This window comes from Vibrio sp. B4-6 (assembly GCF_963888245.1).
GTDB classification, from domain to species: domain Bacteria; phylum Pseudomonadota; class Gammaproteobacteria; order Enterobacterales; family Vibrionaceae; genus Vibrio; species Vibrio anguillarum.
On sequence record NZ_CAWPIM010000011.1, the window covers coordinates 445484 to 468480 of the forward strand.

General features: G+C 44.3%; 24 protein-coding genes and 2 tRNA genes. 18 read left to right on the forward strand and 8 right to left on the reverse strand.

Going from position 1 to position 22997, the window contains the following annotated elements:
* The first annotated feature begins 11 nt into the window (after positions 1-11).
* The 12 genes from AACV20_RS05025 (at position 12) to AACV20_RS05080 (ending at position 9113) form a co-directional block, all read left to right on the forward strand.
* Positions 12-506 carry a chemotaxis protein CheW gene (locus tag AACV20_RS05025; protein WP_013856372.1) on the forward strand — a complete coding sequence of 165 codons (495 nt, stop codon included), beginning with the start codon at positions 12-14 and terminating at the stop codon, positions 504-506.
* Entirely contained in the window at positions 506-1006 is a 501-nt protein-coding gene (locus tag AACV20_RS05030) for a DUF2802 domain-containing protein (RefSeq protein WP_202598892.1), read from the forward strand. The genes AACV20_RS05025 and AACV20_RS05030 overlap by 1 nt, the downstream gene beginning before the upstream one ends.
* Before the next feature lie 211 nt (positions 1007-1217).
* A complete protein-coding gene (gene ccmA / locus AACV20_RS05035) occupies positions 1218-1841 on the forward strand; it encodes a cytochrome c biogenesis heme-transporting ATPase CcmA (RefSeq protein WP_029189773.1) in 624 nt (207 codons plus the stop codon).
* Entirely contained in the window at positions 1838-2506 is a 669-nt protein-coding gene (gene ccmB / locus AACV20_RS05040) for a heme exporter protein CcmB (protein WP_013856375.1), read from the forward strand. Before ccmA ends, ccmB begins: the two co-directional genes overlap by 4 nt.
* A 111-nt stretch (positions 2507-2617) precedes the next feature.
* Positions 2618-3370, forward strand: coding sequence for a heme ABC transporter permease (locus AACV20_RS05045; RefSeq protein WP_019280903.1), 753 nt, complete (start codon positions 2618-2620; stop codon positions 3368-3370).
* Between the two features lie 2 nt (positions 3371-3372).
* Positions 3373-3579: a heme exporter protein CcmD gene (ccmD, locus tag AACV20_RS05050; RefSeq protein ID WP_013856377.1), complete on the forward strand. Its 207-nt coding sequence runs from the start codon at positions 3373-3375 to the stop codon at positions 3577-3579.
* On the forward strand, positions 3576-4061 hold the full coding sequence (gene ccmE / locus AACV20_RS05055; RefSeq protein WP_170906969.1) for a cytochrome c maturation protein CcmE: 486 nt from the start codon (positions 3576-3578) through the stop codon (positions 4059-4061). Before ccmD ends, ccmE begins: the two co-directional genes overlap by 4 nt.
* Entirely contained in the window at positions 4058-6013 is a 1956-nt protein-coding gene (locus AACV20_RS05060) for a heme lyase CcmF/NrfE family subunit (RefSeq protein ID WP_088732737.1), read from the forward strand. The genes ccmE and AACV20_RS05060 overlap by 4 nt, the downstream gene beginning before the upstream one ends.
* A complete protein-coding gene (locus AACV20_RS05065) occupies positions 6014-6565 on the forward strand; it encodes a DsbE family thiol:disulfide interchange protein (protein ID WP_013856380.1) in 552 nt (183 codons plus the stop codon).
* The gene (locus tag AACV20_RS05070) at positions 6565-7062 is read left to right on the forward strand and encodes a cytochrome c-type biogenesis protein (protein ID WP_094133616.1); all 498 of its coding nucleotides are present in this window, start codon (positions 6565-6567) and stop codon (positions 7060-7062) included. Before AACV20_RS05065 ends, AACV20_RS05070 begins: the two co-directional genes overlap by 1 nt.
* Entirely contained in the window at positions 7062-8279 is a 1218-nt protein-coding gene (gene ccmI, locus AACV20_RS05075; RefSeq protein ID WP_013856382.1) for a c-type cytochrome biogenesis protein CcmI, read from the forward strand. Before AACV20_RS05070 ends, ccmI begins: the two co-directional genes overlap by 1 nt.
* 69 nt (positions 8280-8348) lie before the next feature.
* A complete protein-coding gene (locus AACV20_RS05080) occupies positions 8349-9113 on the forward strand; it encodes an MlaA family lipoprotein (protein ID WP_013856383.1) in 765 nt (254 codons plus the stop codon).
* A 33-nt stretch (positions 9114-9146) separates the two neighbouring features.
* Here the strand turns inward: AACV20_RS05080 and AACV20_RS05085 are convergent, their stop codons facing one another.
* The 3 genes from AACV20_RS05085 to sodB all read right to left on the reverse strand — a co-directional run bounded on the left by AACV20_RS05085 (position 9147) and on the right by sodB (position 11217).
* Entirely contained in the window at positions 9147-9773 is a 627-nt protein-coding gene (locus AACV20_RS05085) for an SDR family oxidoreductase (protein ID WP_370685854.1), read from the reverse strand.
* 233 nt (positions 9774-10006) lie between these two features.
* Positions 10007-10510 carry a VC2046/SO_2500 family protein gene (locus AACV20_RS05090; RefSeq protein WP_026028396.1) on the reverse strand — a complete coding sequence of 168 codons (504 nt, stop codon included), beginning with the start codon at positions 10508-10510 and terminating at the stop codon, positions 10007-10009.
* 122 nt (positions 10511-10632) lie between these two features.
* Positions 10633-11217, reverse strand: coding sequence for a superoxide dismutase [Fe] (gene sodB, locus AACV20_RS05095; protein ID WP_010318866.1), 585 nt, complete (start codon positions 11215-11217; stop codon positions 10633-10635).
* Positions 11218-11458: 241 nt separating this feature from the next.
* On the opposite strand from sodB, the gene AACV20_RS05100 reads away from it, so the two are divergent.
* Both AACV20_RS05100 and AACV20_RS05105 read left to right on the forward strand, forming a co-directional pair.
* Positions 11459-11791: a Grx4 family monothiol glutaredoxin gene (locus AACV20_RS05100; protein WP_010318865.1), complete on the forward strand. Its 333-nt coding sequence runs from the start codon at positions 11459-11461 to the stop codon at positions 11789-11791.
* An 84-nt stretch (positions 11792-11875) separates the two neighbouring features.
* The gene (locus tag AACV20_RS05105; RefSeq protein ID WP_170906970.1) at positions 11876-13828 is read left to right on the forward strand and encodes a DNA topoisomerase III; all 1953 of its coding nucleotides are present in this window, start codon (positions 11876-11878) and stop codon (positions 13826-13828) included.
* Positions 13829-13902: 74 nt separating this feature from the next.
* Here the strand turns inward: AACV20_RS05105 and AACV20_RS05110 are convergent, their stop codons facing one another.
* Entirely contained in the window at positions 13903-14130 is a 228-nt protein-coding gene (locus AACV20_RS05110; protein WP_026027246.1) for a hypothetical protein, read from the reverse strand.
* 225 nt (positions 14131-14355) lie between these two features.
* A tRNA-Ser gene (locus tag AACV20_RS05115) sits at positions 14356-14446 on the reverse strand.
* A 585-nt stretch (positions 14447-15031) separates the two neighbouring features.
* Between AACV20_RS05115 and AACV20_RS05120 the strand changes: the two genes are divergently transcribed.
* Together AACV20_RS05120 and AACV20_RS05125 are read left to right on the forward strand one after the other, a co-directional pair.
* Entirely contained in the window at positions 15032-15922 is an 891-nt protein-coding gene (locus AACV20_RS05120; RefSeq protein WP_170906971.1) for a formate dehydrogenase accessory sulfurtransferase FdhD, read from the forward strand.
* A gap of 10 nt (positions 15923-15932) precedes the next feature.
* Entirely contained in the window at positions 15933-18242 is a 2310-nt protein-coding gene (locus AACV20_RS05125) for an FdhF/YdeP family oxidoreductase (RefSeq protein ID WP_170898681.1), read from the forward strand.
* A gap of 53 nt (positions 18243-18295) precedes the next feature.
* On the opposite strand, the gene AACV20_RS05130 is transcribed toward AACV20_RS05125, so the two are convergent.
* From AACV20_RS05130 to AACV20_RS05140, 3 genes are all read right to left on the reverse strand, one after another.
* A tRNA-Pro gene (locus AACV20_RS05130) sits at positions 18296-18372 on the reverse strand.
* Between the two features lie 62 nt (positions 18373-18434).
* Positions 18435-20240: a DUF3413 domain-containing protein gene (locus AACV20_RS05135; RefSeq protein WP_017049110.1), complete on the reverse strand. Its 1806-nt coding sequence runs from the start codon at positions 20238-20240 to the stop codon at positions 18435-18437.
* 24 nt (positions 20241-20264) lie between these two features.
* Positions 20265-20489, reverse strand: coding sequence for a YejL family protein (locus tag AACV20_RS05140; protein WP_013856392.1), 225 nt, complete (start codon positions 20487-20489; stop codon positions 20265-20267).
* Between the two features lie 84 nt (positions 20490-20573).
* Between AACV20_RS05140 and yejK the strand changes: the two genes are divergently transcribed.
* Complete coding sequence (gene yejK / locus AACV20_RS05145; protein WP_017042553.1) at positions 20574-21575, forward strand: nucleoid-associated protein YejK; 1002 nt, start codon at positions 20574-20576, stop codon at positions 21573-21575.
* A 173-nt stretch (positions 21576-21748) separates the two neighbouring features.
* Positions 21749-22945: an Hpt domain-containing protein gene (locus AACV20_RS05150; RefSeq protein WP_170907022.1), complete on the forward strand. Its 1197-nt coding sequence runs from the start codon at positions 21749-21751 to the stop codon at positions 22943-22945.
* Positions 22946-22997: the final 52 nt, after the last annotated feature.

Consider the following 22997-nt stretch of genomic DNA (forward strand, 5'->3'; position numbering starts at 1 on the left):
GAGGAAAAGGTATGTCTCAGACTAACGAAGTAGAAGTAAGAAAAGACAAGTCTAACGACGAAGTGCTTCAGTGGGTGACGTTCCAACTAGAAGAAGAAACATACGGAATTAATGTAATGCAGGTACGTGAAGTACTCCGCTATACAGAAATTGCACCGGTACCAGGTGCTCCTGATTATGTTCTTGGCATCATTAACCTACGTGGTAATGTTGTGACCGTCATTGATACACGATCTCGTTTTGGCTTAATGCAAGGTGAAATCACGGATAATACACGCATTATTGTGATTGAATCTGAGCGCCAAGTGATTGGTATTTTAGTCGATAGCGTTGCGGAAGTAGTTTACCTACGTTCTTCTGAAATCGATACTACACCAAGTGTTGGTACCGATGAGAGCGCTAAGTTTATCCAAGGCGTGAGCAACCGTGACGGTAAGCTATTGATCCTTGTTGACCTGAATAAACTGCTAACTGAAGACGAGTGGGACGAGATGGTCCACCTATAATGAGCGAAGCTATGTTGTTCAGTGCTCCTGTTATTCTTATAGGGAGCGCGGTTTTTGTTGTTGTATTTTTGTTGCTGGTGTTACTTCGTGTACGTCAGGGACTTGCCCAACAGATTGATCACCAAAGACAACAAGCCCGATCGTTAGATAAGGAGTTGCAAAAGGCGAATAGACAGCTGTTGGAAATACGCTCAGTTGCTATTGGTCTTGGCCAAAAAGTGACGGATCAGCAGGATCTCATCCAGCATTTAAACGAGCGAATTACTGAATTGGAACATGTTGATACGGATGGGCGTTTATACAGCCGAGCGACAAAAATGGTCCAACTCGGTGCTGACATCAATGAGCTTATTAAAGAGTGTGAGCTACCTAAAGCTGAAGCTGAGTTGATGATGTCCTTGCAGAAGAAAATTGCAGGACATGAAAGCATCCCGCCACTGAGTAGTCACCCGGAAGGTCGCGAGCCGGTGCAAAGTACGAGGCGACCTGCAAAAAAATAGTCGAAAGAGCGAAACTAGAGAGGGAAGCCAATGGCTTCCCTCTCTAGTTTTGAATGTGGATAAATGTAACTATAAAGTAGTAAATGAGACAGAAAATAATTAAAAATTAACAGTTTCTTACCTAGTTTCGTGACTGGTAATAGTCTTATTATGTTTTGTCTTAGGTGTGGTGTGCTAATATAGCGGCTCAAATTTCTCGATTTAGATGCACATGCTTGAAGTAAATAACCTGACCGCAATTCGTGATGAAAGAGTTCTGTTTGAAGCACTTAGCTTTGTGATTCATGCTGGCGAATTGGTGCAGATTGAAGGACGGAACGGCACAGGTAAAACGACCTTGCTACGAATTGTTGCCGGGTTAGGTGATAGAGAGGATGGTTCTATTTTGTGGAATGGCATGAATATTGAGTCTAATCGTGATGATTACCACCAAGATTTACTGTTTCTTGGTCATCAAACTGGGGTTAAGCGCGATTTGACGGCATTCGAGAATCTTCATTTTTATCAATCAGTGCATAATGCAGAATCGTCTTCTCAAGAGATATATCAAGCCTTGGCTAAAGTGGGTTTAGCTGGCCGAGAAGACGTGGCTGCAGGCCAGCTTTCTGCCGGACAACAGCGCCGAGTTGCGCTGGCTCGTTTGTGGCTCAGTCAACAAAAGTTGTGGATTTTAGATGAGCCGTTAACTGCGATTGATAAGCAAGGTGTCAAAGTGTTGGAAGCCTTATTTCTAGCGCATGCGCAACAAGGTGGCATTGTTGTATTGACCACACACCAAGATATGTTTGCTAACTATCCGCAATTGCGAAAAATTAAATTGGGGCATGAGTCATGATCGTGACCATGGGGATGATCATCCGTCGTGAATTATTGATCGCCTTTCGACGTCAAGCCGATATTTTTAATCCACTGTGGTTTTTTATCATAGTGATCACCCTATTCCCGCTGAGTATCGGCCCAGAGCCTGCTTTGCTCGCCCGTATCGCTGCAGGTATTGTTTGGGTTGCGGCGTTACTGTCGGCGCTACTATCACTTGAGCGTCTGTTTCGCGATGATTTTCAAGACGGGTCACTTGAACAAATGATGCTGATCCCAGTGCCATTACCCATAGTCGTTATTTCAAAAGTCGTGGCTCATTGGTTATTGACTGGACTGCCTTTAATTTTAATTAGCCCATTGTTAGCCGTATTATTGTCATTAGATTTTAATACGTGGCTTGCAGTTGTATTGACTTTGTTCATTGGCACGCCAACGTTGAGTTTTATCGGTGCTATTGGTGTTGCATTGACCGTAGGCTTGCAAAAAGGTGGCGTGTTGCTGAGCCTACTGGTCTTACCCTTGTATATCCCGATTTTAATCTTCGCTACATCAGCTATTGATGCAGCATCGCTTGGCATGCTCTACAACGGTCAATTGGCTGTTTTGGGGGCAATGTTTATGGGCGCGATAACATTAACTCCATTTGCTATTAGCGCAGCATTGAGAGTCAGCGTTAACTAAATTAAGTACGAACGATATTTTCAGCAATGCATTTGAGCGTTGCGTATCAACAACACAATAAACTGAGCAGACACATGCTCAGAAGCAATGAAGTAAGAGTGAGACAATACAATGTGGAAATGGCTCCATCCCTATGCAAAGCCTGAATCCGCCTATCGGCTATGTGGAAAGTTCCTGCCTTGGTTTGCAGGGCTCGCTATCTTATGCCTGGTAGTCGGTAATATCCTTGGTTTAGCTTATGCTCCGGCAGACTATCAACAAGGCGACAGCTTCAGAATCATTTACATTCATGTCCCTTCTGCCATTTGGTCAATGGGCATTTATATGTCGATGGCGATTGCGGCTTTCATTGGTCTAGTTTGGCAATTAAAACTGTCAGACATGGCCGCTGCTGCAATGGCGCCCATCGGTGCGGTATTTACGTTTATTGCGTTAATTACTGGAGCCATTTGGGGTAAACCGATGTGGGGAACTTGGTGGGTATGGGATGCTCGTCTGACGTCTGAGCTCATTTTACTGTTTCTCTATTTGGGAGTGATTGCGCTTTACCACGCTTTCGATGATCAAAAAACAGCCGCAAAAGCCGCAGGTCTGCTGGCCATCGTTGGTGTGATCAATCTACCTATCATTCATTTCTCCGTTGAGTGGTGGAATACCCTGCACCAAGGTGCCACGATTACTAAATTTGAAAAGCCTTCCATATCCAGTGACATGTTGTGGCCACTGCTGCTCAATATTTTTGGTTTTGCTTTCTTTTTTGCTGCGGTCACTATGGTCCGCTTACGCAATGAAATTATCAGTAAAGAGAGCCATCGCCCTTGGGTTATCGAATTGGCAACCCTTCAAACACAGAAAGGTAACTGATCATGCATTTTGACTCTTTGAGTGATTTCTTGGCGATGGGCGGTTACTCCGCCTATGTATGGAGTGCATTTGGCATTACCTTTTTATCCATGTTTATTTTACTGATGCTCAGCATCAAGCGTGGCAAAACCTTGTTGCAAGATGTGCAAGCAAAGGTTGAACGCCAAGCCAGAATTGATGCTGCAAAGCATATGGAGAACACCTTATGACCCCAAGACGTAAAAAAAGACTCACCATTATTTTGGCATTGATTATTGGGGCTGGTGCCACCATTGGTTTGATGTTGTATGCACTCAATCAAAATATGGACCTTTTCTATACGCCGACCGAGCTTGTACACGGTAAACCCGATGGGACAAAGCCAGAAGTGAGTCAACGGCTACGCATTGGCGGCATGGTGGTGGTGGGCTCTGTGAAAAGAGATCCGGGTTCACTAAAAGTAAGATTTCAGCTCCACGATGTTGGTCCAAATGTGACGGTCGAATATGAAGGCATCTTACCCGACTTGTTTAGAGAAGGTCAGGGTATTGTTGCGCAAGGCGTATTGAAAGATGCCACCACAGTGGAAGCATTTGAAGTGCTAGCCAAGCATGATGAAAACTATATGCCACCGGAAATTGCTGAAGCAATGAAGAAAACGCATGAGCCGTTAACCTATAGCTCGGAACAAAAACAAGGAAGTGCTCAATGATTGTTGAAATAGGACATTTTGCCCTTATTGTTTCACTTGGGCTTGCCATATTACTCAGCTTACTTCCACTTGTTGGTGCTTCTAAAAACAATACCATGCTGATGAATACTGCGCGGCCATTAGCATGGGGAATGTTTTCATTGCTATTGGTATCATTTAGCATTTTGTTGTGGGCATTTTATGTCAATGACTTCACGGTACAATACGTGGCGAGTAATTCGAATAGTCAATTACCCTGGTATTACCGTCTAACAGCGGTGTGGGGGGCGCATGAAGGTTCATTATTGCTGTGGGTTTTAATTCAAGCGGGATGGACTGTGGCGGTGGCTACCTTTAGCCGTGGTATGCCTCAAGAATCTGTGGCGCGAGTCTTATCCGTTATGGGGCTGATCAGCGTTGGATTCTTGCTGTTTGTCATCGTGACTTCGAATCCATTTTTACGCACCTTACCCTATTTCCCAATTGATGGTCGTGACTTAAACCCGCTGCTACAAGATCCTGGGCTAATCATTCACCCACCCATGTTATACATGGGATATGTTGGTTTTTCAGTCGCATTCTCATTTGCGATAGCCTCTTTGATGACTGGGCGTTTGGATACTGCATGGGCCCGTTGGTCTCGTCCTTGGACAACTGCGGCGTGGTTATTTTTGACATTAGGCATCGCGCTAGGTTCGTGGTGGGCTTACTACGAACTTGGCTGGGGTGGCTGGTGGTTCTGGGATCCAGTAGAAAACGCGTCGTTTATGCCATGGCTTGCGGGAACGGCATTGATGCACTCACTTGCTGTGACAGAAAAACGTGGCACATTCAAAGCTTGGACAGTGTTACTGGCAATTTCAGCATTTTCGCTCAGTTTACTGGGCACATTCTTAGTGCGATCTGGTATTTTGGTTTCGGTACACGCATTTGCATCCGATCCCGCTCGTGGCCTGTTTATCCTTGGGTTTTTGGTGTTTGTCATCGGTGGCTCACTGCTATTGTTTGCCGTTAAAGGTGCGGCAGTGCGCGTCCGTGGCAATGCTGAATTGATCTCGCGTGAAAATGCGCTGCTCTCCAACAACATCTTATTAATCGCTGCATTGGTGGTGGTGTTGGTTGGCACCTTGTTACCTTTAATCCACAAGCAGATTGGCCTTGGTTCCGTATCAATAGGAGCGCCTTTCTTCAACATGCTGTTTGCATGGCTAATGGTGCCATTTGCATTTTTGCTGGGGATCGGTCCACTGATCCGTTGGAAACGCGATAATTTTTCCAAGCTTTTGAAACCGATGTTGATTTGTGGCCTGATGGCGTTGATTCTTTCGGCGGTTATGGTGTACCTGCTAGCTGAACGCTTTAGCTTGATGGCATTTATCGGCTGGGTCATGGCCTTTTGGATCATCTTGCTACACGTTGTCGAGTTGCACCAACGTGCGACACATCGTCATAGCTTCATGATAGGGGTGACTAAACTACAACGTAGCCACTGGGCCATGATGTTAGGCCATGTTGGTCTTGCCGTTACTGTGATTGGTATTGCGATGGTGCAAAACTACAGTATCGAGCGTGATGTTCGTCTAGCGCCTGGAGAATCTTTTGAAATCCAACAATATGAATTTTATTTCAAAGGGTTAAGAGATAAAGATGGCCCGAACTATGATGGTTATATTGCCGATTTTGAAATTACGCAGGATGGGCAATACGTGAATACACTCCATGCGGAAAAACGCTTTTATCGTACTGCCAAGTCAATGATGACTGAAGCGGCCATCGATCGTGGCATCACTCGCGATTTGTACATTGCAATGGGTGAGCGATTAGAAGATGGTCGTTCATGGGCGATCCGAATTTATTACAAACCATTTGTACGTTGGATCTGGGCTGGTGCTTTATTGATGTCATTAGGTGGTGCGTTAGCCATCAGTGACAAACGCTACCGCTTTAGAAAAAGCTCCCAACAGGAGGCGTAGATGAACAAGAAAATTCTATTTATTCCATTGGTGGCTTTTCTTGGTCTAGTTGCCGTGTTTGTTACTCAGTTGGTCAAAAATACCGAAGGTGATGATCCCACAAAATTGGAGTCGGTTCTGATTGGTAAGTCTGTGCCTGAATTTCGTTTGGAAGATTTAGCCGAACCCGGCAAGCTGTATGACCAAGCGATATTTAAAGGGGAGCCTTTGCTGCTGAACGTCTGGGCAACTTGGTGCCCGACCTGCTATGCCGAACATCAATATCTCAATCGGTTGGCGGGTGATGGTGTAAAAATTATAGGTTTAAATTATAAAGATCAACGAGATAAAGCGGTTCAATGGTTAAATGAGCTAGGTAATCCTTACTTGATCAGCCTGTTCGATGGTAATGGTATGCTAGGGTTAGATCTCGGCGTTTACGGTGCGCCGGAAACCTTTCTCATTGATGCCAACGGCGTTATTCGTTACCGCCATGTGGGGGATGTTAATCCAACCAATTGGCAAACAACTTTGCAACCTATGTATCAGAAACTTCTAGAGGAAGCGAAGTAATGAAGCGTTTTATATTATCGATCATTGCTAGCTTTGCTTTGGTATTTTCTGTGCAATCTGCAATTGAAGTGTACGAGTTTGATAATCCACAGCAAGAGCAGCAATTCAAAGAGTTGAGCAATACATTGCGTTGTCCAAAGTGTCAAAACAATACTATTGCCGACTCAAATGCAGCATTAGCACAGGACTTACGTAATAAAGTCTATGAAATGACCAAGCAAGGTAAGTCTGAACAAGACATTGTTGACTACATGATTGCACGTTACGGCAACTTTGTGACCTATAATCCACCGTTGACTTTGGCGACTTCTATCTTATGGCTAGGTCCTTTGAGTGTGGTGTTTCTGGGTTTTGGTTTTATTGTATTACGCAGCAAACGTCGTAAAGCATCAATCGCTCAAAGTGGTGAAGTTTGGGATGCCGAAAAGGAAGAGCGATTAAATCAGTTGCTCGCCGAAGACGCGGTTGATGATGAGAAGCATGGAGACAAACAATAATGACGTTTTTTTGGTTATCTACCCTCATTCTGACCTTCTTTGGTTGTGTCTTCATTGCACTGCCGATCCTCAAAAACAGAGCGAACAACGATGCAGCGCTGCGTGACGAATTGAACAAAGCGATCTTTAAAAACCGCCTTGCAGAGTTACACGAAGAGACGCAAGAAGGGTTGGTTGACAGCGAACAAGAGCTGATTGCTGATCTGAAACAGTCGCTATTGGATGATATTCCTGCGCAATCGGTGCAAGGAAATTCTTCACATGTGTCACCGATGGTTGTTTTGATCCCCTCGATTTTATTGGTCGTCATCTTAAGCTATGGCTTTTACCTAAAATTTGGCGCGGCTAGTCAAGTAGAGCAGTGGCAGCAAGTGAACGCTAACTTACCTGCACTCTCAAAAAAAATGATGTCACCAGAAGGTGCTGCCTTAAGTGATGATGAGATGAATGATCTCACACTGGCGCTGCGCACTCGTCTGCATTATCAGCCTCAAGATGCGACCGGGTGGTTGCTGCTTGGACGTATTGGACTTGCTAACAGAGATATAGAAACATCGATTGGCTCAATGAAGAAAGCGTATGCGTTAGATCCAAAAGATGCAGATGTGAAGTTGGGCTATGCGCAAGCATTAATGTTGTCACAAGATGAGCTTGACCAAAATCAAGCACGTGAAATTTTAACGGCATTAGTACAACAAGATTATGTTGATCTACGCGTGTTTTCACTACTTGCGTTTGATGCGTTTGAACGCCAGGATTACCCAGCGGCGATGAAGTATTGGCGATTAATGCAGCAGATGATTGGCCCTGAAGATAGCCGTTATGAGATGCTTTCGCGCAGTATTGAAAGAGCACAAAGCAAAATGCAGCCTAAAGCTATCGATGGGAAAATGGTTCCTGTCACCATCTCACTCGGTGATGGTGTGACTCTTGAACAAAATGCAGTACTCATAGTCTCTGTGCACAGTTCTGATGGTGCACCTATGCCTGTTGCCGCAGCGCGTTATCCACTGACTCAATTCCCTATTAAGGTTGTGTTAGATGATAGCAATAGCATGGTTCAAGGGCGGAAGTTATCCGACCTTGCACAGCTTATTGTTCGAGTACGCTTGGATACGGATGGCAATGTTTCAACCAAACAAGGTGATTGGTTTGGTGAAAGTGCTCCCATGAGCCTCGGTCAACCTGTTGAAGTTGTGATCAATAAGCAGTATTAATAGCACTTATATACAATTAACGTATTGATAGGCCGATGTCTCATCGGCCTTTATACATGGAAATAAATAATGATAAGCCGCCTATCCCGACTGATATGCCCTATGCTGTTCCTTTTCGTATTAGCAGGGTGTGCAAGCGCTCCGGATTCAACGTCAGCCGAATCAAATCAAACGCAGTCGGGCGATCCTTTTGAGGTTTTTAACCGATCAATGTGGACAATCAACTACGATTATATCGATCCATACTTGGTTCGCCCTGTTGCGATTGCCTACGTGGATTACATTCCACACCCAATTAGAAAAACGATCGCCAATGTTCTGTCAAACCTTGATGAACCTTCAAGCATTATCAACAACATATTGATGGGTAATGGCACGAAAGCCGTTGACCACTTTAACCGCTTTTGGATTAATAGCACCTTAGGCCTGTTTGGGATGATTGATATTGCGTCAGAAGCGGGCATCACCAAACACAATGAAAAAGCGTTTAGTGATGCGGTAGGTCATTATGGTGTTGGTAATGGTCCATATTTAATGATTCCTGGATACGGGCCCTACACGATTCGAGAAACCACAGATGTTGTGGATGGCTTGTATGTACCACTTTCTTATCTCAATGTCTGGGCTGGCCTAGGCAAATGGGCTCTGGAAGGATTGGAGACCCGAGCAAGGCTCGTTCCCCAAGAAGTGACGTTGGAAAACTCCCCAGATCCATATTCATTAACTCGCGATGTTTATTTACAACGCCAAGATTTTAAAGCAGAAATTGATACCCAAACGTATGATGAATCGGAAGAAGAGTATCTTGACGATTATCTGGAAGAAGGGTTTTAATCATACCCATGTAGGTCGGCCTTGTACTGCTAGCTAGGCCGACATCACACGTCCGCTAAAGTATTCGTTAGCGACGATGTATTCCGTATTGCGGATCAATTCATCTTGCAGCTCAGCCCAATGGGGCTTCTCATCTACATCACCTTTTGCGCTAGGCACTACGCCTCCGACCCTTATGTTGAAAGGGGTTAGTTCTTTTGCCCAACTCTGCGTGAAACCAGAAACCATAGAATTCGCATTTTCAATTCCCGCTAGGTCATACTCATCATTTTGAGAAATGACGTTCACAATCACACCTGGTTTGTTGTTAATACGCATTCGCTCAGCACTTGCTTGACCAAAAGTGAATAAAGTTGAGGCCATCATGGCGAGCTTCTGAAGAAAGACTTCAGCTCGTTGTTCACCTATCAAGGGGGGGAGGGATGCATTTGGCCAATTATTGACCAGCACATCCGGTGCCCCATGATAGGTTTGATCAATAAAATCGAACAGCCGATGGATCGTTTCTAAAGAGTAATCTGGTGTGTGGTAATAATGAACATCCTGAGAGATCGCTTTGCAACGAGCAAAGGTTTCCATTAATCCAAATTTGTCTTGGTCACACAAAATAATTTTTGCACCTAAATGTGCGAAATGAACGGCCAGCGTGCTACCAAGCATCGAACTTGCTGAAGTGATTAATATTATTGCACTTTTTATATCCATTGGGTGCCTCACCCTATTGTTTGTTTTATTGTTGTAGCGGGATTTAGTCTCAATAGGATGGTTGATTAACTGTGGGTAGGGTGTGAATAACATCAAATTACTCAGCCTAAGCGAGCGTGGTATGTGTTTTTTTTGGTCATACTCACATTCTGATCTAGAGAATGTCGTTTTGTGTTACATACAAGACATCAAACTTGGGTGCGGATCTGATCTCGCCGGTGGGCAACGGTGAGTTGAACCGACAGATCGGCAACTAAGAGCTCAACGTTTGAGGGGGAGGCAAGATGCCTTCGCTCATGTCCTGACAGATTAAGATATACCTCTTCGGGTAAATCATGCGTATCTTCAGGCAAATAGGCGAGTACTTCAGGAGTCAAGTAGTGGCTGAGTTTCGCACTGGCGAGTCCTCCGTGATGGAAAAGCTCGGCCTGTTTTGCTGAAACAGCGTAAGAGCTTTGGTCGGAACGCAGTGCTTGAGGCTCCGTAAGCTCAAATCGCTTACGTAACAATTCATCGCTAGTAGGTGGGTTTTCAATACGTTCAACAGGAGTGTTGTCGCGTACATCGTTAGAAAACATCGACAGTATGAGTGCAAAGTCCGCACGGCGTCCTTGCTGGACAGCATGGCTTAGCCCCGAGCCAAATTGAAGCTCGTTTATAATACTGGCTTTATCTAATGTATGTACTTGCATTTGCCTCTCCAACCGATGCACTTTTAGCGGCGAGAAAGCAGATAACTTTAGATAAAATAACAAAAAAGCCTGCGATAAAGCAGGCTTTTCATATGACTAAATACCAATCCAAGGGGAAAAGGTTATTTTGCTAGGTTTTCTGCAACGAATGCCCAGTTAACCAGTGCCCAGAAACCATTCATGTAGTCAGGGCGTAGGTTACGGTAATCGATGTAGTAAGCGTGTTCCCACAGATCAACCGTCAGTAGCGGAGTCACACCTTCGTGAGTCAGTGGTGTGGCTGCATTTGAAGTGTTGATGATCTCTAAAGAACCATCCGCATTTTTCACCAACCAAGTCCAAGATGAACCAAAGTTATTGATCGCTGAGTCAGTGAATTTTGCTTTAAAAGCTTCAAAAGAACCAAATGCGGCGTTGATTGCGTCTGCAACGGCACCTGTTGGTTCGCCACCTGCATTTGGTGCAAGGCAGTGCCAATAGAAGGTGTGGTTCCAAATTTGAGCGGCGTTATTAAATACACCACCAGTTGAAGTCTTGATGATCTCTTCGAGAGATTTACCTTCAAATTCAGTGCCAGGAATAAGGCCGTTAAGCTTCACAACGTAAGTGTTGTGGTGCTTACCGTGGTGGAAATCTAGTGTTTCGGCTGAAATGTGTGGTTCTAGAGCGTCTTTAGCGTAAGGCAAAGCTGGTAATTCGAATGACATTGCTCGATTCTCCGTTGTGTAGAAAGAGTGAAAGTCTCTTTCAGTAGCTTCCAGATATTATAATGATATTCGTCGATACGACTGACTTGAAGGTATTTTAGCAAGTTTTTACTTTATTAAAAGTCCTAATATTGAAAATTGTTGTATAGGCAGGATATCCATAAATAATATGTGCTTTTTATTCTCTATTAATGATTTAGAATGTCAGTAACAAACCGCACTATCCCATTAAGAGGAAGCAATGGAAACTATTGATAAAATTAAACAGCAACTTGAAGAAAATGCCATTCTGCTATACATGAAAGGCTCTCCTAAGCTACCAAGTTGCGGATTCTCTTCTCAAGCTGCGCAGGCTTTGATGGCTTGCGGTGAGAAATTTGCTTATGTGGATATTCTGCAAAACCCAGATATCCGCGCTGAGCTGCCTGTATACGCACAGTGGCCTACTTTTCCACAATTGTGGATTGAAGGTGAGTTGATTGGTGGTTGTGACATCATTATCGAAATGTTCCAAAAAGGCGAACTGCAACCTTTAGTGAAAGAAGCCGCTGCACGTGCAGGCAATGAAGAGTAATACTGTATAAAATAACAGTTTTTCTTGATTTATTAAGGTCACATTGGTTAATGTGGCCTTATTTTTTTGCGTTGATTTGAGTTTATGACCCGTTTATTCATTGCTGAAAAGCCCAGCTTAGGGCGCGCTATAGCCGATGCTCTGCCGAAACCACACAAGAAAGATCAAGGTTTCATTCGTTGTGCGAATGGCGACATCGTTACTTGGTGTATTGGGCATTTACTCGAGCAAGTTGAGCCGGATGTTTATGATGAACGCTATAAAAAGTGGAATTTACTCGACTTACCTATCATTCCTTCACAGTGGCAGCTTAGACCGCGCAAAACATCGAGCAAACAGTTGACTGTGATTCGTCAGCTTTTGAAAGAAGCATCGCAAATTATCCATGCAGGAGACCCGGACCGCGAAGGGCAACTATTGGTTGATGAAGTGATTGATTATTGCAAAGTAAGCCAAAGTAAAAAAGAGCAAGCATTGCGGCTACTGATCAGCGATTTAAACCTTCCAGCCGTGCAGCGTGCACTGAAACAGATGCGCAGTAACCGCGAATTCATCCCTTTATCGGTTTCAGCGCTCGCGCGTTCAAGAGCCGATTGGTTGTATGGCATGAATATGTCACGGGCTTATACTTTGCTGGGGCAGAAAGCGGGCTATCAAGGTGTCTTGTCGGTTGGACGGGTACAAACTCCTATTCTAGGGCTTGTGGTACGTCGGGATGAGGAGATAGAAAACTTCATCCCGCGAGACTATTTTACATTACATGCGTTAATCCCTTATCAAACTGATCAAGTGGCGTTTGATATCCGTGCGCGCTGGAAACCCAGCGATGCTTGCCAGCCGTGGCAAGATGAAGAAGGGCGAGTCTTAAACCGCAAGTTGGTGGAAAATGTCGCACAGCGCATCGCAGGGCAACCCGCCATAGTGATTGAAGCCGAACAAAAGCAAACTAAGCAAGCCGCGCCGTTACCTTATTCCTTATCTGCACTGCAAATTGATGCAGCGAAGCGCTTTGCAATGAGCGCCCAGCAAGTGTTAGACACTTGCCAATCTCTGTATGAGAAGCATAAATTAATCACCTATCCGCGCTCAGATTGTCGTTACTTACCACAAGAACATTACGCTCAAGCTTCGTCAGTAACTCAAGCTATCACGTGCAACGCCAAAGAGTTGTTAACGGCGGTCAGTGGCGCAAACTTAGCCCTTAAATCCAAAGCATGGAACGATAAGAAAGTGGACGCGCACCATGCCATTATTCCCACACCAAAGCAGGCATCCGTCAATGCCTTGTCGGGAAATGAGATGAAAATATACCAATTGATTGCGCGCCAATACTTGATGCAATTTTATCCCGCCGCCGTGTACGCGGAAGCCAAGCTGGTGTTTGATATTGCGGGTGGCTTTTTTGTTGCGTCAGGGCGACAACTGGTTGAAACCGGTTGGAAGAGTTTGTTAGGTAAAGTCGATGAAGAAGAGAACGGAGTCGATGCCGTTCCACCACTGAGTAAAGGGACGGTGCTGACGTGTCGAGAAGGGGAGATTCACGATCGAAAAACCGAGCCTCCTCGTCATTTTACTGAAGCGACTTTGCTACAAGCGATGACGGGAATTGCTCGCTATGTTGAAGATAAAGAGCTGAAAAAAATCTTACGTGAAACCGATGGTTTGGGTACGGAAGCGACGCGAGCGGGGATCCTTGACACTTTATTCAAGCGGCAACTCTTAACACGTCAAGGTAAGCTGATCCTAAGCTCGCCAGCGGGAAGGGGTTTAATTCATGCGCTGCCAAATGAATCAACTTATCCTGATATGACCGCCCATTGGGAGCATCAATTGCAAGCGATGGCTGAACGTGGGCAAGCGTATCAACCCTTTATGCAAGTGCTGCAAGAGCGCATTATTCAGATCATGGAACAGGCGAAATCGGGCGCAGTGCCAGAGTCGCTTCGCTCATTGCCCAAAGTGGAGCGCCCTGCATTCAAACGAAAGACACGTAAATCCAGCAAAACCACGCGTTATCAACGTAATTCGGCTCAATAAAATGACATCAAAGAATCGGTCGCTAAGTAAGCTGAGGCCTGCGAATTAGGTAAGATATTCACCGACCTGACGAGCTAATTATCACATTTTCGATAAAAAAGGCTGGTATCCCAATCGGTTACATTATCAGTCACTTTGCCGACAAGTGGCAGTAAACACCACGCCTCGCGCTCTTGAAAAGGGTGGCTTGTTATCACGGCAAAACCAGCAATACAGCATCTTCCACCTTTAGAACGGATAAACTGGGCAATCGAGCTGACCGCTTCTTCACTGTAGGATTCAATCTTATAGAGATGGCTCATACACTTCTCCTCTCTAACCATGCCATTAATTACGACATAACCGTTGAATAATGGAAAGCATATTTGATGCCAGTTTATAAAAAATACAGCTTTGGTATGTGATGAATGGAGAGGGTACTTATCTAATGAATGGCAACTGGTGCGTGGAATAAAAAATCAGTATGAGAAAATGATGTTAATCAGATACGAAAAAGCCGCTGTAAAAACAGCGGCTTTTCTTAAAAGTGGCGGAGAGATAGGGATTTGAACCCTAGGATAGCTATTAACCATCGCCGGTTTTCAAGACCGGTGCTTTAAACCACTCAGCCATCTCTCCGTGTGGTGCGCATAATAGCGAGGCCATTTTACTTTGTAAAGTCTTGAGCTGATCGTTTGCTGATTTTGTATACAATTGACGATAATTTTCCACTAATGGCTTGATTCTTAGCGCCTTGTTGGAGAAAAAACGTACATTAATGCGTACTTCGTTATGGCGCCTTTTTTATTTGGTTGCTGGCTTAACGGTGAATTCTTACGGTGTTTATACAGAAAGTCGTATTGAAGCGGGGTAATCGATTATGTATTAGCAACGGTTTACCAAGAGCCTGATGCTCTCTTGTAGTATCAGGCTACCAGAGTTTCATAAATGGAATGTTATTTCTTTTTTATGCTTTTATGTTCATATAATACTTAAACCTCTGGGAATGACGGGTAACAAGCTAAAACTGGCAGGGAAATGGTACTAAACCTGAACCATAGCCAAAAGATGGCTTTCTTGACCCTGCGCAAGGTGAGGAGTAATTTGCAGCTTCCTGTGTTTAAGGCACTGCTTCCATTTCCAATCATTAAGTACAGAGTGTTTGCAGGAGTTTATCTTGCACTCACCTATGCTGATGATTGAAATCAGTCAATAAAAAGAACCATGCTAGAAGAAACGACAACCAATGACCCTCATGATGCTCAACCTGAGGGGACTGAACGCATTTATCGCCAACGTTTTGATTCCAAAATAGGGTTTCAAAATGAATACGATATTCTTGCTATTGAAGAGCCTTTACAAATCAGTTTGCAATGGAATGATACGGTTACTAACAAGCTGCATATCGAAGAGTGGAGCATGACAATGCGAACGCCCGGTGACGATGCTCATCTCATCAGTGGCTTACTTTACACGCAGCAAGTGATCGATTCATATGACCATATACTCAATATGGAATTGGTTGACGACGAATCACGCCATGGCCAGAATCACTGGTTGGTCACGCTCAATCATCCATACACTGATGTGATTCAGCATCAGGCCCGTCGTTATATGAGCCAGTCGAGCTGTGGCATTTGCGGTATGACATCCATCCGAGCCTTGAGTTTGAGGCGAGAAATTCGTGTTGATGATAGCCCGAAATGGCTCTCTTCTGATGTTGTTATTGCGCTTCCTAATCTGCTTCTTGTTCATCAACCACTGTTTGCAAAAACGGGTTCGGTGCATGGTGCGGGTTACTTCGTGAATGGCGAGTTGATTGCCGTTGCCGAAGATGTGGGTCGCCATAACGCAGTGGATAAGTTGATTGGTCGAATTTTGAGTGAGCAACGTTGGCACCCGCAAGGGGTATTGATTCTTAGCGGCCGAGTGAGTTTTGAGTTAATGCAAAAAGCGGCTATTGCTGGCATTTCAGTGGTGGTGGCTGTTGGTGCGCCATCACGTTTAGCGCTCGATATGGCGCGTCAGTTCGATATGACACTGATTGGTTTTATCAAAAAAAATCAGTTCAATATATACCATGGTCATGCACGTTTGCAGTCAGTGAAAGAGTGAGAAGAAGAATATGAGTATTAAACAGTATACCGGTTCGGCTGGTGGTTGGGGAGCGCTAAAAAGCACCGCGCATCATCTATTGAAAAGTCATAATGTTGCCAAAAATATTTCCAATCTTTTAAAAACCAACCAAGACCATGGTTTTGACTGTCCGGGCTGTGCTTGGGGTGAAAAACATGTCCCAGGGCGTTTTCGTTTTTGCGAAAATGGCGCTAAGGCCGTCAACTGGGAAGCCACTTCTCGACGCGTTGGGGCGGATTTCTTTAAGCAATATTCGGTCACTTGGCTCAATAAGCAGAGTGACTATTTTCTCGAATCTCAAGGGCGTTTAGCGGAACCAATGCGCTATAACGCTCAAACGGATCACTATGAGCCAATCAGCTGGGATGAGGCGTTTGCACTGGTTGCACAACACCTCAATCAACTCGCTAGTCCAAATCAGGCGGAATTTTATACATCAGGCCGCGCGAGTAATGAAGCTGCATTTCTATACCAGTTGTTTGCGCGCCGGTTTGGTACCAATAATTTTCCTGATTGCTCAAACATGTGCCATGAAGCGACGAGCGTCGCCTTGGTTCGCTCGATTGGCATTGGTAAGGGAACTGTGACTATTGAGGATTTTGAAGAATCCGATGCGATTCTTTTATTTGGACAAAACCCAGGAACGAATCACCCTCGTATGTTGGAAACACTGGCGTCAGCCTATAAGCGTGGAGCTCGGGTTGTTGCGTTTAATAATTTAAAAGAGCGAGGATTGGAGCGTTTTACTAACCCGCAAAATCCTTTTGAAATGTTAAGCAATGGTTCAACACCGACCACTAGCCATTATTTCACTCCTAAATTAGGCGGAGACATGGCGGCGGTTCGTGGCTTGGTGAAAATTCTTCTTGCTCGTCATCAGCAAGCACAGGCCTGCGGTGAATCGATATTCGATCTTGATTTCATTGCCCAGCATACCGAAGGGATGGAGTCTTATTTAGCCATGGTGCAGGCTACGCCGTGGTCAAGTATTATTGAACAATCTGGGCTCACGCAACAAGATCTAGAGCTGGTGGCAGATATTTACCAAGACGCTAAACGCGTGATCGTAACTTGGGCAATGGGGGTGACTCAGCATAAGCATTCGGTGGCAACCATACAAGAGTTGGTCAATCTACAATTACTGTTTGGCCAAATTGGTAAGGATGGTTCTGGGGTATGTCCTGTCCGTGGCCACTCAAATGTGCAAGGTGACCGCACGGTTGGAATTAATGAAAAACCGCCTGCATTTCTACTCGACAATATTGAAAAAGTACTGGGCTTTACGCCACCAAAAGCGCATGGCCATAATGTAGTTAATGCAATTGAGGCGATGCTACGGGGTGAAAGTAGAGTCTTTATCGGTTTAGGAGGAAACCTCGTTGCTGCTGCGCCCGATACCGAGCGTGTCGCACAAGCAATGAAAAACTGTAATCTGACCGTAAACATTGCGACTAAACTGAATCGGAGCCATGTCAACCCGGGCAAGGATGCGTTGATCCTGCCTTGTTTAGGTCGGACAGATATTGATATTCAGGCTCAGGGGCCACAGAAAATTACCGTTGAAGACTCATTCTCCATGGTTCATGCCTCTTCTGGGCGAATTGATGTTACAGGAGAGATGATGCGCTCAGAGCCTGCCATTATCGCAGGAATGGCAAAAGCGACCTTAGGGGAGGGAAATCCAATCGATTGGCAATCCATGGCCGATAATTACGATAACATTCGAGATTTGATTGAAAAGATTATCCCAGGATTTGCCAATTTTAATCAGCGGCTCAAAGGGCCTGGCGGTTTTTATCTTGGTAATTCAGCGCGTGAATTTAATTGGAAAACGCCCACAGGAAAAGCGCAGATAAGCAGTAATGCACTTCCTGAATCTATCGTTCCGCTTAAAACTCAGCAGATGACCAAGAAACCGATTTTTGTGTTGCAGACGATGCGTTCGCACGATCAGTACAACACCACGGTTTACGGTTTGGATGATCGTTACCGAGGTGTATTTGGCGAACGTAATGTCATCTTCATGAATGAAAAAGATATTGAGCAGCTGCAATTAAAAGCGGGTGAACGAGTCGATATTGAGACACTGTGGGATGATGGTATTAAACGTGAAATTTTGGGCTTCAAAGTGGTCGCCTATGTAATTCCTCAAGGGAATGTAGCGGCCTATTTCCCTGAGGCAAATGCACTCATTCCATTGAGCAGTAAAGGCGACTTTAGTGATACCCCGACATCAAAATCTATTGCCGTTGTCATTCACCCAACCAAAGTTGCACCACTGTTAGTTCAAACAGACTAAAAAATCAGATACTAAAGTAAAAAAGAGAGCCGAAGCTCTCTTTTTTAGGTGTATGGTCGGACTGAGAGGATTTGAACCTCCGACCCCCGACACCCCATGACGGTGCGCTACCAAGCTGCGCTACAGTCCGATTGGCGTAATCTAATCATTTATCCCTTTAGCGTCAAGAGATAATCTTACTAACGACCTGATTTAATTATCTTTGGCGTAAAATCTCTGCAATTCAGTTAAGCCTTGCATCAGTACTGGTAACGCTGGGCTAGAGTCTTTCTGACGTTGATAGTTTTCATCAAACAGCTTGAAGTTGCCAAATTTATCAATGAGAGTCGTTTGGGTATCGGTAATCAAAGCTAATTCACGGGCATCACCGGCTAAAATCCACTTCCTTTTGTTTTCATCAAACAAGTTTCTACCACTGCTAAATTCAATAGGGTTGGATGAAGCACCTAACAGATCCTGTAAAAGCGTGACTGAAAAATCTAAGTGACTTGAACGGTGTGAGTATTCCCCTGCCATTTTCCCAGGCCAATGGATGATCATCGGCACTTGTAACTGGTATCGGCTGTAATTGCTGTTAGCACCCCAGCTGTTGGTTTTTGTCTCGTTAAACTCCGCGCCATGATTTGAGGTGATCACAATCAGCGTATTGTCTTGCAATTGTAATTCGTCAATCTTAGTGAGCAGCAGACCTATTTCTTGGTCGGCTGCATTGACCGAGTTATTGTAACCAGCACGCAGGCGATCGCTGGCACTACCTTTACTTGACCGAGGGTCAAAGTCATTAAAGTTGTCAACGGTCGTCAATTCCAAATAGCTGAACCAGGGTTGTTCGGTTTGCTCGGATACCCATTTATGCCAGCGTTGTATAGTTTGGTTATCTGTGCTCGATTCTTGATCAAAAGGAGCTTTAGAGACCGTTAAAGTGCGGAAAATCGTCTCTTCGTATAAGGTGTCGTCAAAATTATCGCCACTAAAGAGGCCAAACTGATAATTCTGTTTTTTCAATACATCTATCAGTATCGGAGGGGTACCTTGTGAACGAATGGCGTTGGCATAACTGCTTGGCAATCCATAAAATAAGCCAAAGATCCCAAACATGTCATTACTCGAGCTGTAATGATTATTAAACTTCAAATTTTCTGTCGCAAATTGGTAAGTGTTGGGCATGATTTCAGCTGTCAGCACATCACTTCTTAAATTATTGACACTCACTAGCAAAATATTGAGATTATTTGCTCTGCGGCCAAATTGAAGAGGCTCAAGAGGATAACGAACAATGTTAAGGTTCTCTTCATTATCCTTCAAACGCTTTAAGTACACATCACGATCAAATAGACCGTGTTTTTCCATGAACGATTTTGCCGTCATTGGATACGAGAGCGGGAAGTTTGATTTTTGGCTGGTCACTGATGTTTCTAAATACGCATCAGACCAAACGTAAATAAGGTGGCTGGTAATAAAACTAATGAAAAATACCGCCGCGATGGGCCGGCCAACGTGTTTATGCGATAGTTTTCGCTGCTTACGCCAAACCCACTCCGAAAGCCCAAGTTGTAAGAGGAAAATGAGCGGCATGACCACAAACAGATGCTGTAAGTCGGCGGTGATAGCGCTGGTCTCATCGCTAAAAAGCAGTTCCCATACAATCGGTGTTAAGTGCAGGTTGATTGCTTGATAAGCTTGGGTATCGATTAATAAGAGTGTGAGTCCTAACGTTGCAAAACAGACCGCCACGAAGCGAAATAGTTTGCGCGACGGAATGATGAATGTCAGAGGGAATAAAACCAGCAGATAGAGTGCAAAGACCAAAAATCCAAAATGGCCGACCCAAGACACAGCTAAATAAAACTGCCCCAACAAGGTTTCAGGCCATGGTGATTGTACGATATATCGAGTACCAATAAGCATTGCTGCAATGATATTGAAGAAAGCAAACCAATGCCCCCAACCAACCAACCGTGATACGCGTTCACCGTATGTATTTTCGCTATCTGCCATGTGATTTTCTATCTATGCATTCTATTAGTGAGTAGTAGTTTCTAAAGACGACATCAATGCCTGAGCAAATTTTTCCGCAATCGCCTTACGCTGTGAAGCGGCAACGTTTTGGTTTAAGACATTCGTTGCAATGTTTCCCGCAATCATGAGAGTAAGCTCAGGGGAAGCACTATGTTTAGCGAGGATGGCAGCAACTTCTGTCAGGATATTTTCAATTCTTTCGTCGCTGTATTTAGATGTAATAGGCATAAAGACTCTAATGATGATAGTAAAAGCGGCTTATGATAACCTACAATGCCTTACAACTGAAACCAGAACGATGATAATTTCACTATGAGTCTTCACCTTTCCAACGTGATTTTGCACCAATTAAGCAAAAACGAGCAAGATGAGTTGGTGGTTAAATACCGCTCTCAATCTTTAGATAATGATACGTCTGCCGAAAATTTAGTGGCTGAGTTGCATCGCGTGTTTAATTCGAAAGCGAGCAAAGGTTTTGGTTCGTTTAAGTCGGACAGTGATTTTCAAACTTGGTTGCAAGAACTTCGTCAAGGTGAGCGTGATTTTTACGATTTTTCACAAATCAGTGCTCAACGGCTGAAAGATGAATTATCAAAGTATCCGTTTGCTGATGAAGGGATCTTAGTGATGGCCGAATATCAGTCACTGGCTACTGATTACCTATTTATTGGGCTTTTACCTCTCAACCAAAGTTTGAAAGTAACAGAGGGGCTCGACATTAGCGCGACAGATTATCTTGATATCAACAAAATGGATATCGCGGCGCGTCTTGACCTCTCAAGTTTTGAAACGGACAAAAACTCAAACCGCTACCTTGCCTATATCAAAGGTCGCGTTGGTCGAAAAGTGTCGGATTTCTTTCTTGATTTTCTGCAAGCCGATGTCGGGTTAGATACCAAAGTGCAAAATCAAGTACTGATGCAAGCTGTACAGGATTTTTGCACGGATTCTAAGCTAGAAAAAGATGAAGCGATCGGTTACAAGAAGCAGGTTTACGATTACTGCAATGAGCAAATTAAAGCCGGTGAAGAGGTTCATATTCGTGAGTTGTCTGGTGAATTACCTGCTAGCCAAGACGGCACGGGTTTTTTCGAATATACGCAGGCACATGGCTATGAACTGGAAGAGAGCTTTCCTGGTGATCGTTCTACCGTGCGTAAACTGACCAAGTTTGTCGGTGCAGGGGGCGGTTTGAATGTGAGCTTTGATAGCTTGTTATTGGGAGAGCGTATTTTTTATGATCCTGAAAGCGACACGTTAACCATCAAAGGCACGCCACCGAATTTAAGAGAACAGTTAACGCGCCAGCGTTAATCGTTTACCACTAAGAGAGCTTGATATGGCTCTCTTTTTTGTCTTTTCTCCCGATGTACAACTCAGCACGGTCCAAACTTTAGGTTTATGCTTGTATTAATTACAAGTACAAATTGGTAATCACAGTGTTTGGGCAAAAGAAATCAAAACGATTCAGCGTGAGATCGTATGGAGTGATTCTGTTTGGTTGGTTAATCTCCGTTGGTCTTGTGTTTTGGCAAAGCCATTTAAGCTACCAAGCCATGCATGCGGTGAAAGAGTTACATTACAGTGTTGAAGAACTTAAAAGTTCACTCTATTTTAAAGAGCCTTATCGTTCGACGCGAGCGAATGATATCGCGCTGAATGTACAGCTACTCTATTCACTTAGGCTACAGCTGGAAGTTGAGCACCGAGATTTTTCATGGCGACCAGATATTCAGCAATTGCTTCATGTGACTGATCGCTATATCACACTGACCAAATCGTATTTGTCGATTGAGCTTAATATTCAACCCTTGGTTGAACGCCTACAAGTGCTGCGCGATAATCCCACTAATTCAGAACAACTCAAGCAAATGTATGTGGTGTTAGGCGCTTATGTATTTGAAGCGATGTTCAGTGACACTGAGCAAAATCCGGGGATCTATCGAGCATTAGATAAACTCTATATGGATGGGCAATCTTTACCAGCCATTCAGAAAAAAGAGTTAGAGCAGACATTAGCACAAGCGTCTGATTTACTGAATCAATACGCCCAAGGTGCACGTTTGGTCGACAATTTAATCAATCACTCTATTTACAATCAGCTTATCCATGTTGAAAACCAATACCATCGTCTTTTAAACATCTATGCTTATCTTGTCACGGGGTTAAGTGGTGGTGTTATGCTATTGCTGGGTTGGTTGATGTTTCGGTCATCAGTTTTAACTCGTTCTCATGTTAATAAAGTTCCCAGCGCTGCGAAAGAGGATGCGTCATCTGAGATAAATCCCAGTCGTGTTTTGTCTACAGAAGAACCACAGGTGGAAACATCGGATCTTTCTGATGATTTGGCCATCGATATTGAATCCATGCTCATAACTCTCAATGGCGATGTTGAGTCTGTCACTCTACTGTTGAGCGTATTTATACAAGATCATCAGCATGATGCAACTGAATTGAAAAGATTGGTGCATTCTGATTTGGAGGAGGCGCAGCGCCGAGCACACAGCCTGAAAGGCGTCGCGGGCAATCTTGGTTGCCGTTCACTCAAGCAGATAGCGTCAGAAATAGAGTTGCGACTTAGTCAGAAGCAACGACCTACGGAGAAGCAATTGGAGTTATTAACGACGCAATTAGCGGCCGCTATAGCCAGTGCGCAACACTACCTTGATCAAAGAAAACGATAAGCCAGTTCTATCGTGTCAGCTTTAAATGGTGATTCTGCTTGTAGTAAAAAAG

Coding starts and splice junctions, on each gene's coding strand:
- AACV20_RS05025 (WP_013856372.1), top strand. CDS start 12: ATGTCTCAGACTAACGAAGTAGAAGTAAGAAAAGACAAGTCTAACGAC.
- AACV20_RS05030 (WP_202598892.1), top strand. CDS start 506: ATGAGCGAAGCTATGTTGTTCAGTGCTCCTGTTATTCTTATAGGGAGC.
- ccmA (WP_029189773.1), top strand. CDS start 1,218: ATGCTTGAAGTAAATAACCTGACCGCAATTCGTGATGAAAGAGTTCTG.
- ccmB (WP_013856375.1), top strand. CDS start 1,838: ATGATCGTGACCATGGGGATGATCATCCGTCGTGAATTATTGATCGCC.
- AACV20_RS05045 (WP_019280903.1), top strand. CDS start 2,618: ATGTGGAAATGGCTCCATCCCTATGCAAAGCCTGAATCCGCCTATCGG.
- ccmD (WP_013856377.1), top strand. CDS start 3,373: ATGCATTTTGACTCTTTGAGTGATTTCTTGGCGATGGGCGGTTACTCC.
- ccmE (WP_170906969.1), top strand. CDS start 3,576: ATGACCCCAAGACGTAAAAAAAGACTCACCATTATTTTGGCATTGATT.
- AACV20_RS05060 (WP_088732737.1), top strand. CDS start 4,058: ATGATTGTTGAAATAGGACATTTTGCCCTTATTGTTTCACTTGGGCTT.
- AACV20_RS05065 (WP_013856380.1), top strand. CDS start 6,014: ATGAACAAGAAAATTCTATTTATTCCATTGGTGGCTTTTCTTGGTCTA.
- AACV20_RS05070 (WP_094133616.1), top strand. CDS start 6,565: ATGAAGCGTTTTATATTATCGATCATTGCTAGCTTTGCTTTGGTATTT.
- ccmI (WP_013856382.1), top strand. CDS start 7,062: ATGACGTTTTTTTGGTTATCTACCCTCATTCTGACCTTCTTTGGTTGT.
- AACV20_RS05080 (WP_013856383.1), top strand. CDS start 8,349: ATGATAAGCCGCCTATCCCGACTGATATGCCCTATGCTGTTCCTTTTC.
- AACV20_RS05085 (WP_370685854.1), bottom strand. CDS start 9,773: ATGCTTGGTAGCACGCTGGCCGTTCATTTCGCACATTTAGGTGCAAAA.
- AACV20_RS05090 (WP_026028396.1), bottom strand. CDS start 10,510: ATGCAAGTACATACATTAGATAAAGCCAGTATTATAAACGAGCTTCAA.
- sodB (WP_010318866.1), bottom strand. CDS start 11,217: ATGTCATTCGAATTACCAGCTTTGCCTTACGCTAAAGACGCTCTAGAA.
- AACV20_RS05100 (WP_010318865.1), top strand. CDS start 11,459: ATGGAAACTATTGATAAAATTAAACAGCAACTTGAAGAAAATGCCATT.
- AACV20_RS05105 (WP_170906970.1), top strand. CDS start 11,876: ATGACCCGTTTATTCATTGCTGAAAAGCCCAGCTTAGGGCGCGCTATA.
- AACV20_RS05110 (WP_026027246.1), bottom strand. CDS start 14,130: ATGAGCCATCTCTATAAGATTGAATCCTACAGTGAAGAAGCGGTCAGC.
- AACV20_RS05120 (WP_170906971.1), top strand. CDS start 15,032: ATGCTAGAAGAAACGACAACCAATGACCCTCATGATGCTCAACCTGAG.
- AACV20_RS05125 (WP_170898681.1), top strand. CDS start 15,933: ATGAGTATTAAACAGTATACCGGTTCGGCTGGTGGTTGGGGAGCGCTA.
- AACV20_RS05135 (WP_017049110.1), bottom strand. CDS start 20,240: ATGGCAGATAGCGAAAATACATACGGTGAACGCGTATCACGGTTGGTT.
- AACV20_RS05140 (WP_013856392.1), bottom strand. CDS start 20,489: ATGCCTATTACATCTAAATACAGCGACGAAAGAATTGAAAATATCCTG.
- yejK (WP_017042553.1), top strand. CDS start 20,574: ATGAGTCTTCACCTTTCCAACGTGATTTTGCACCAATTAAGCAAAAAC.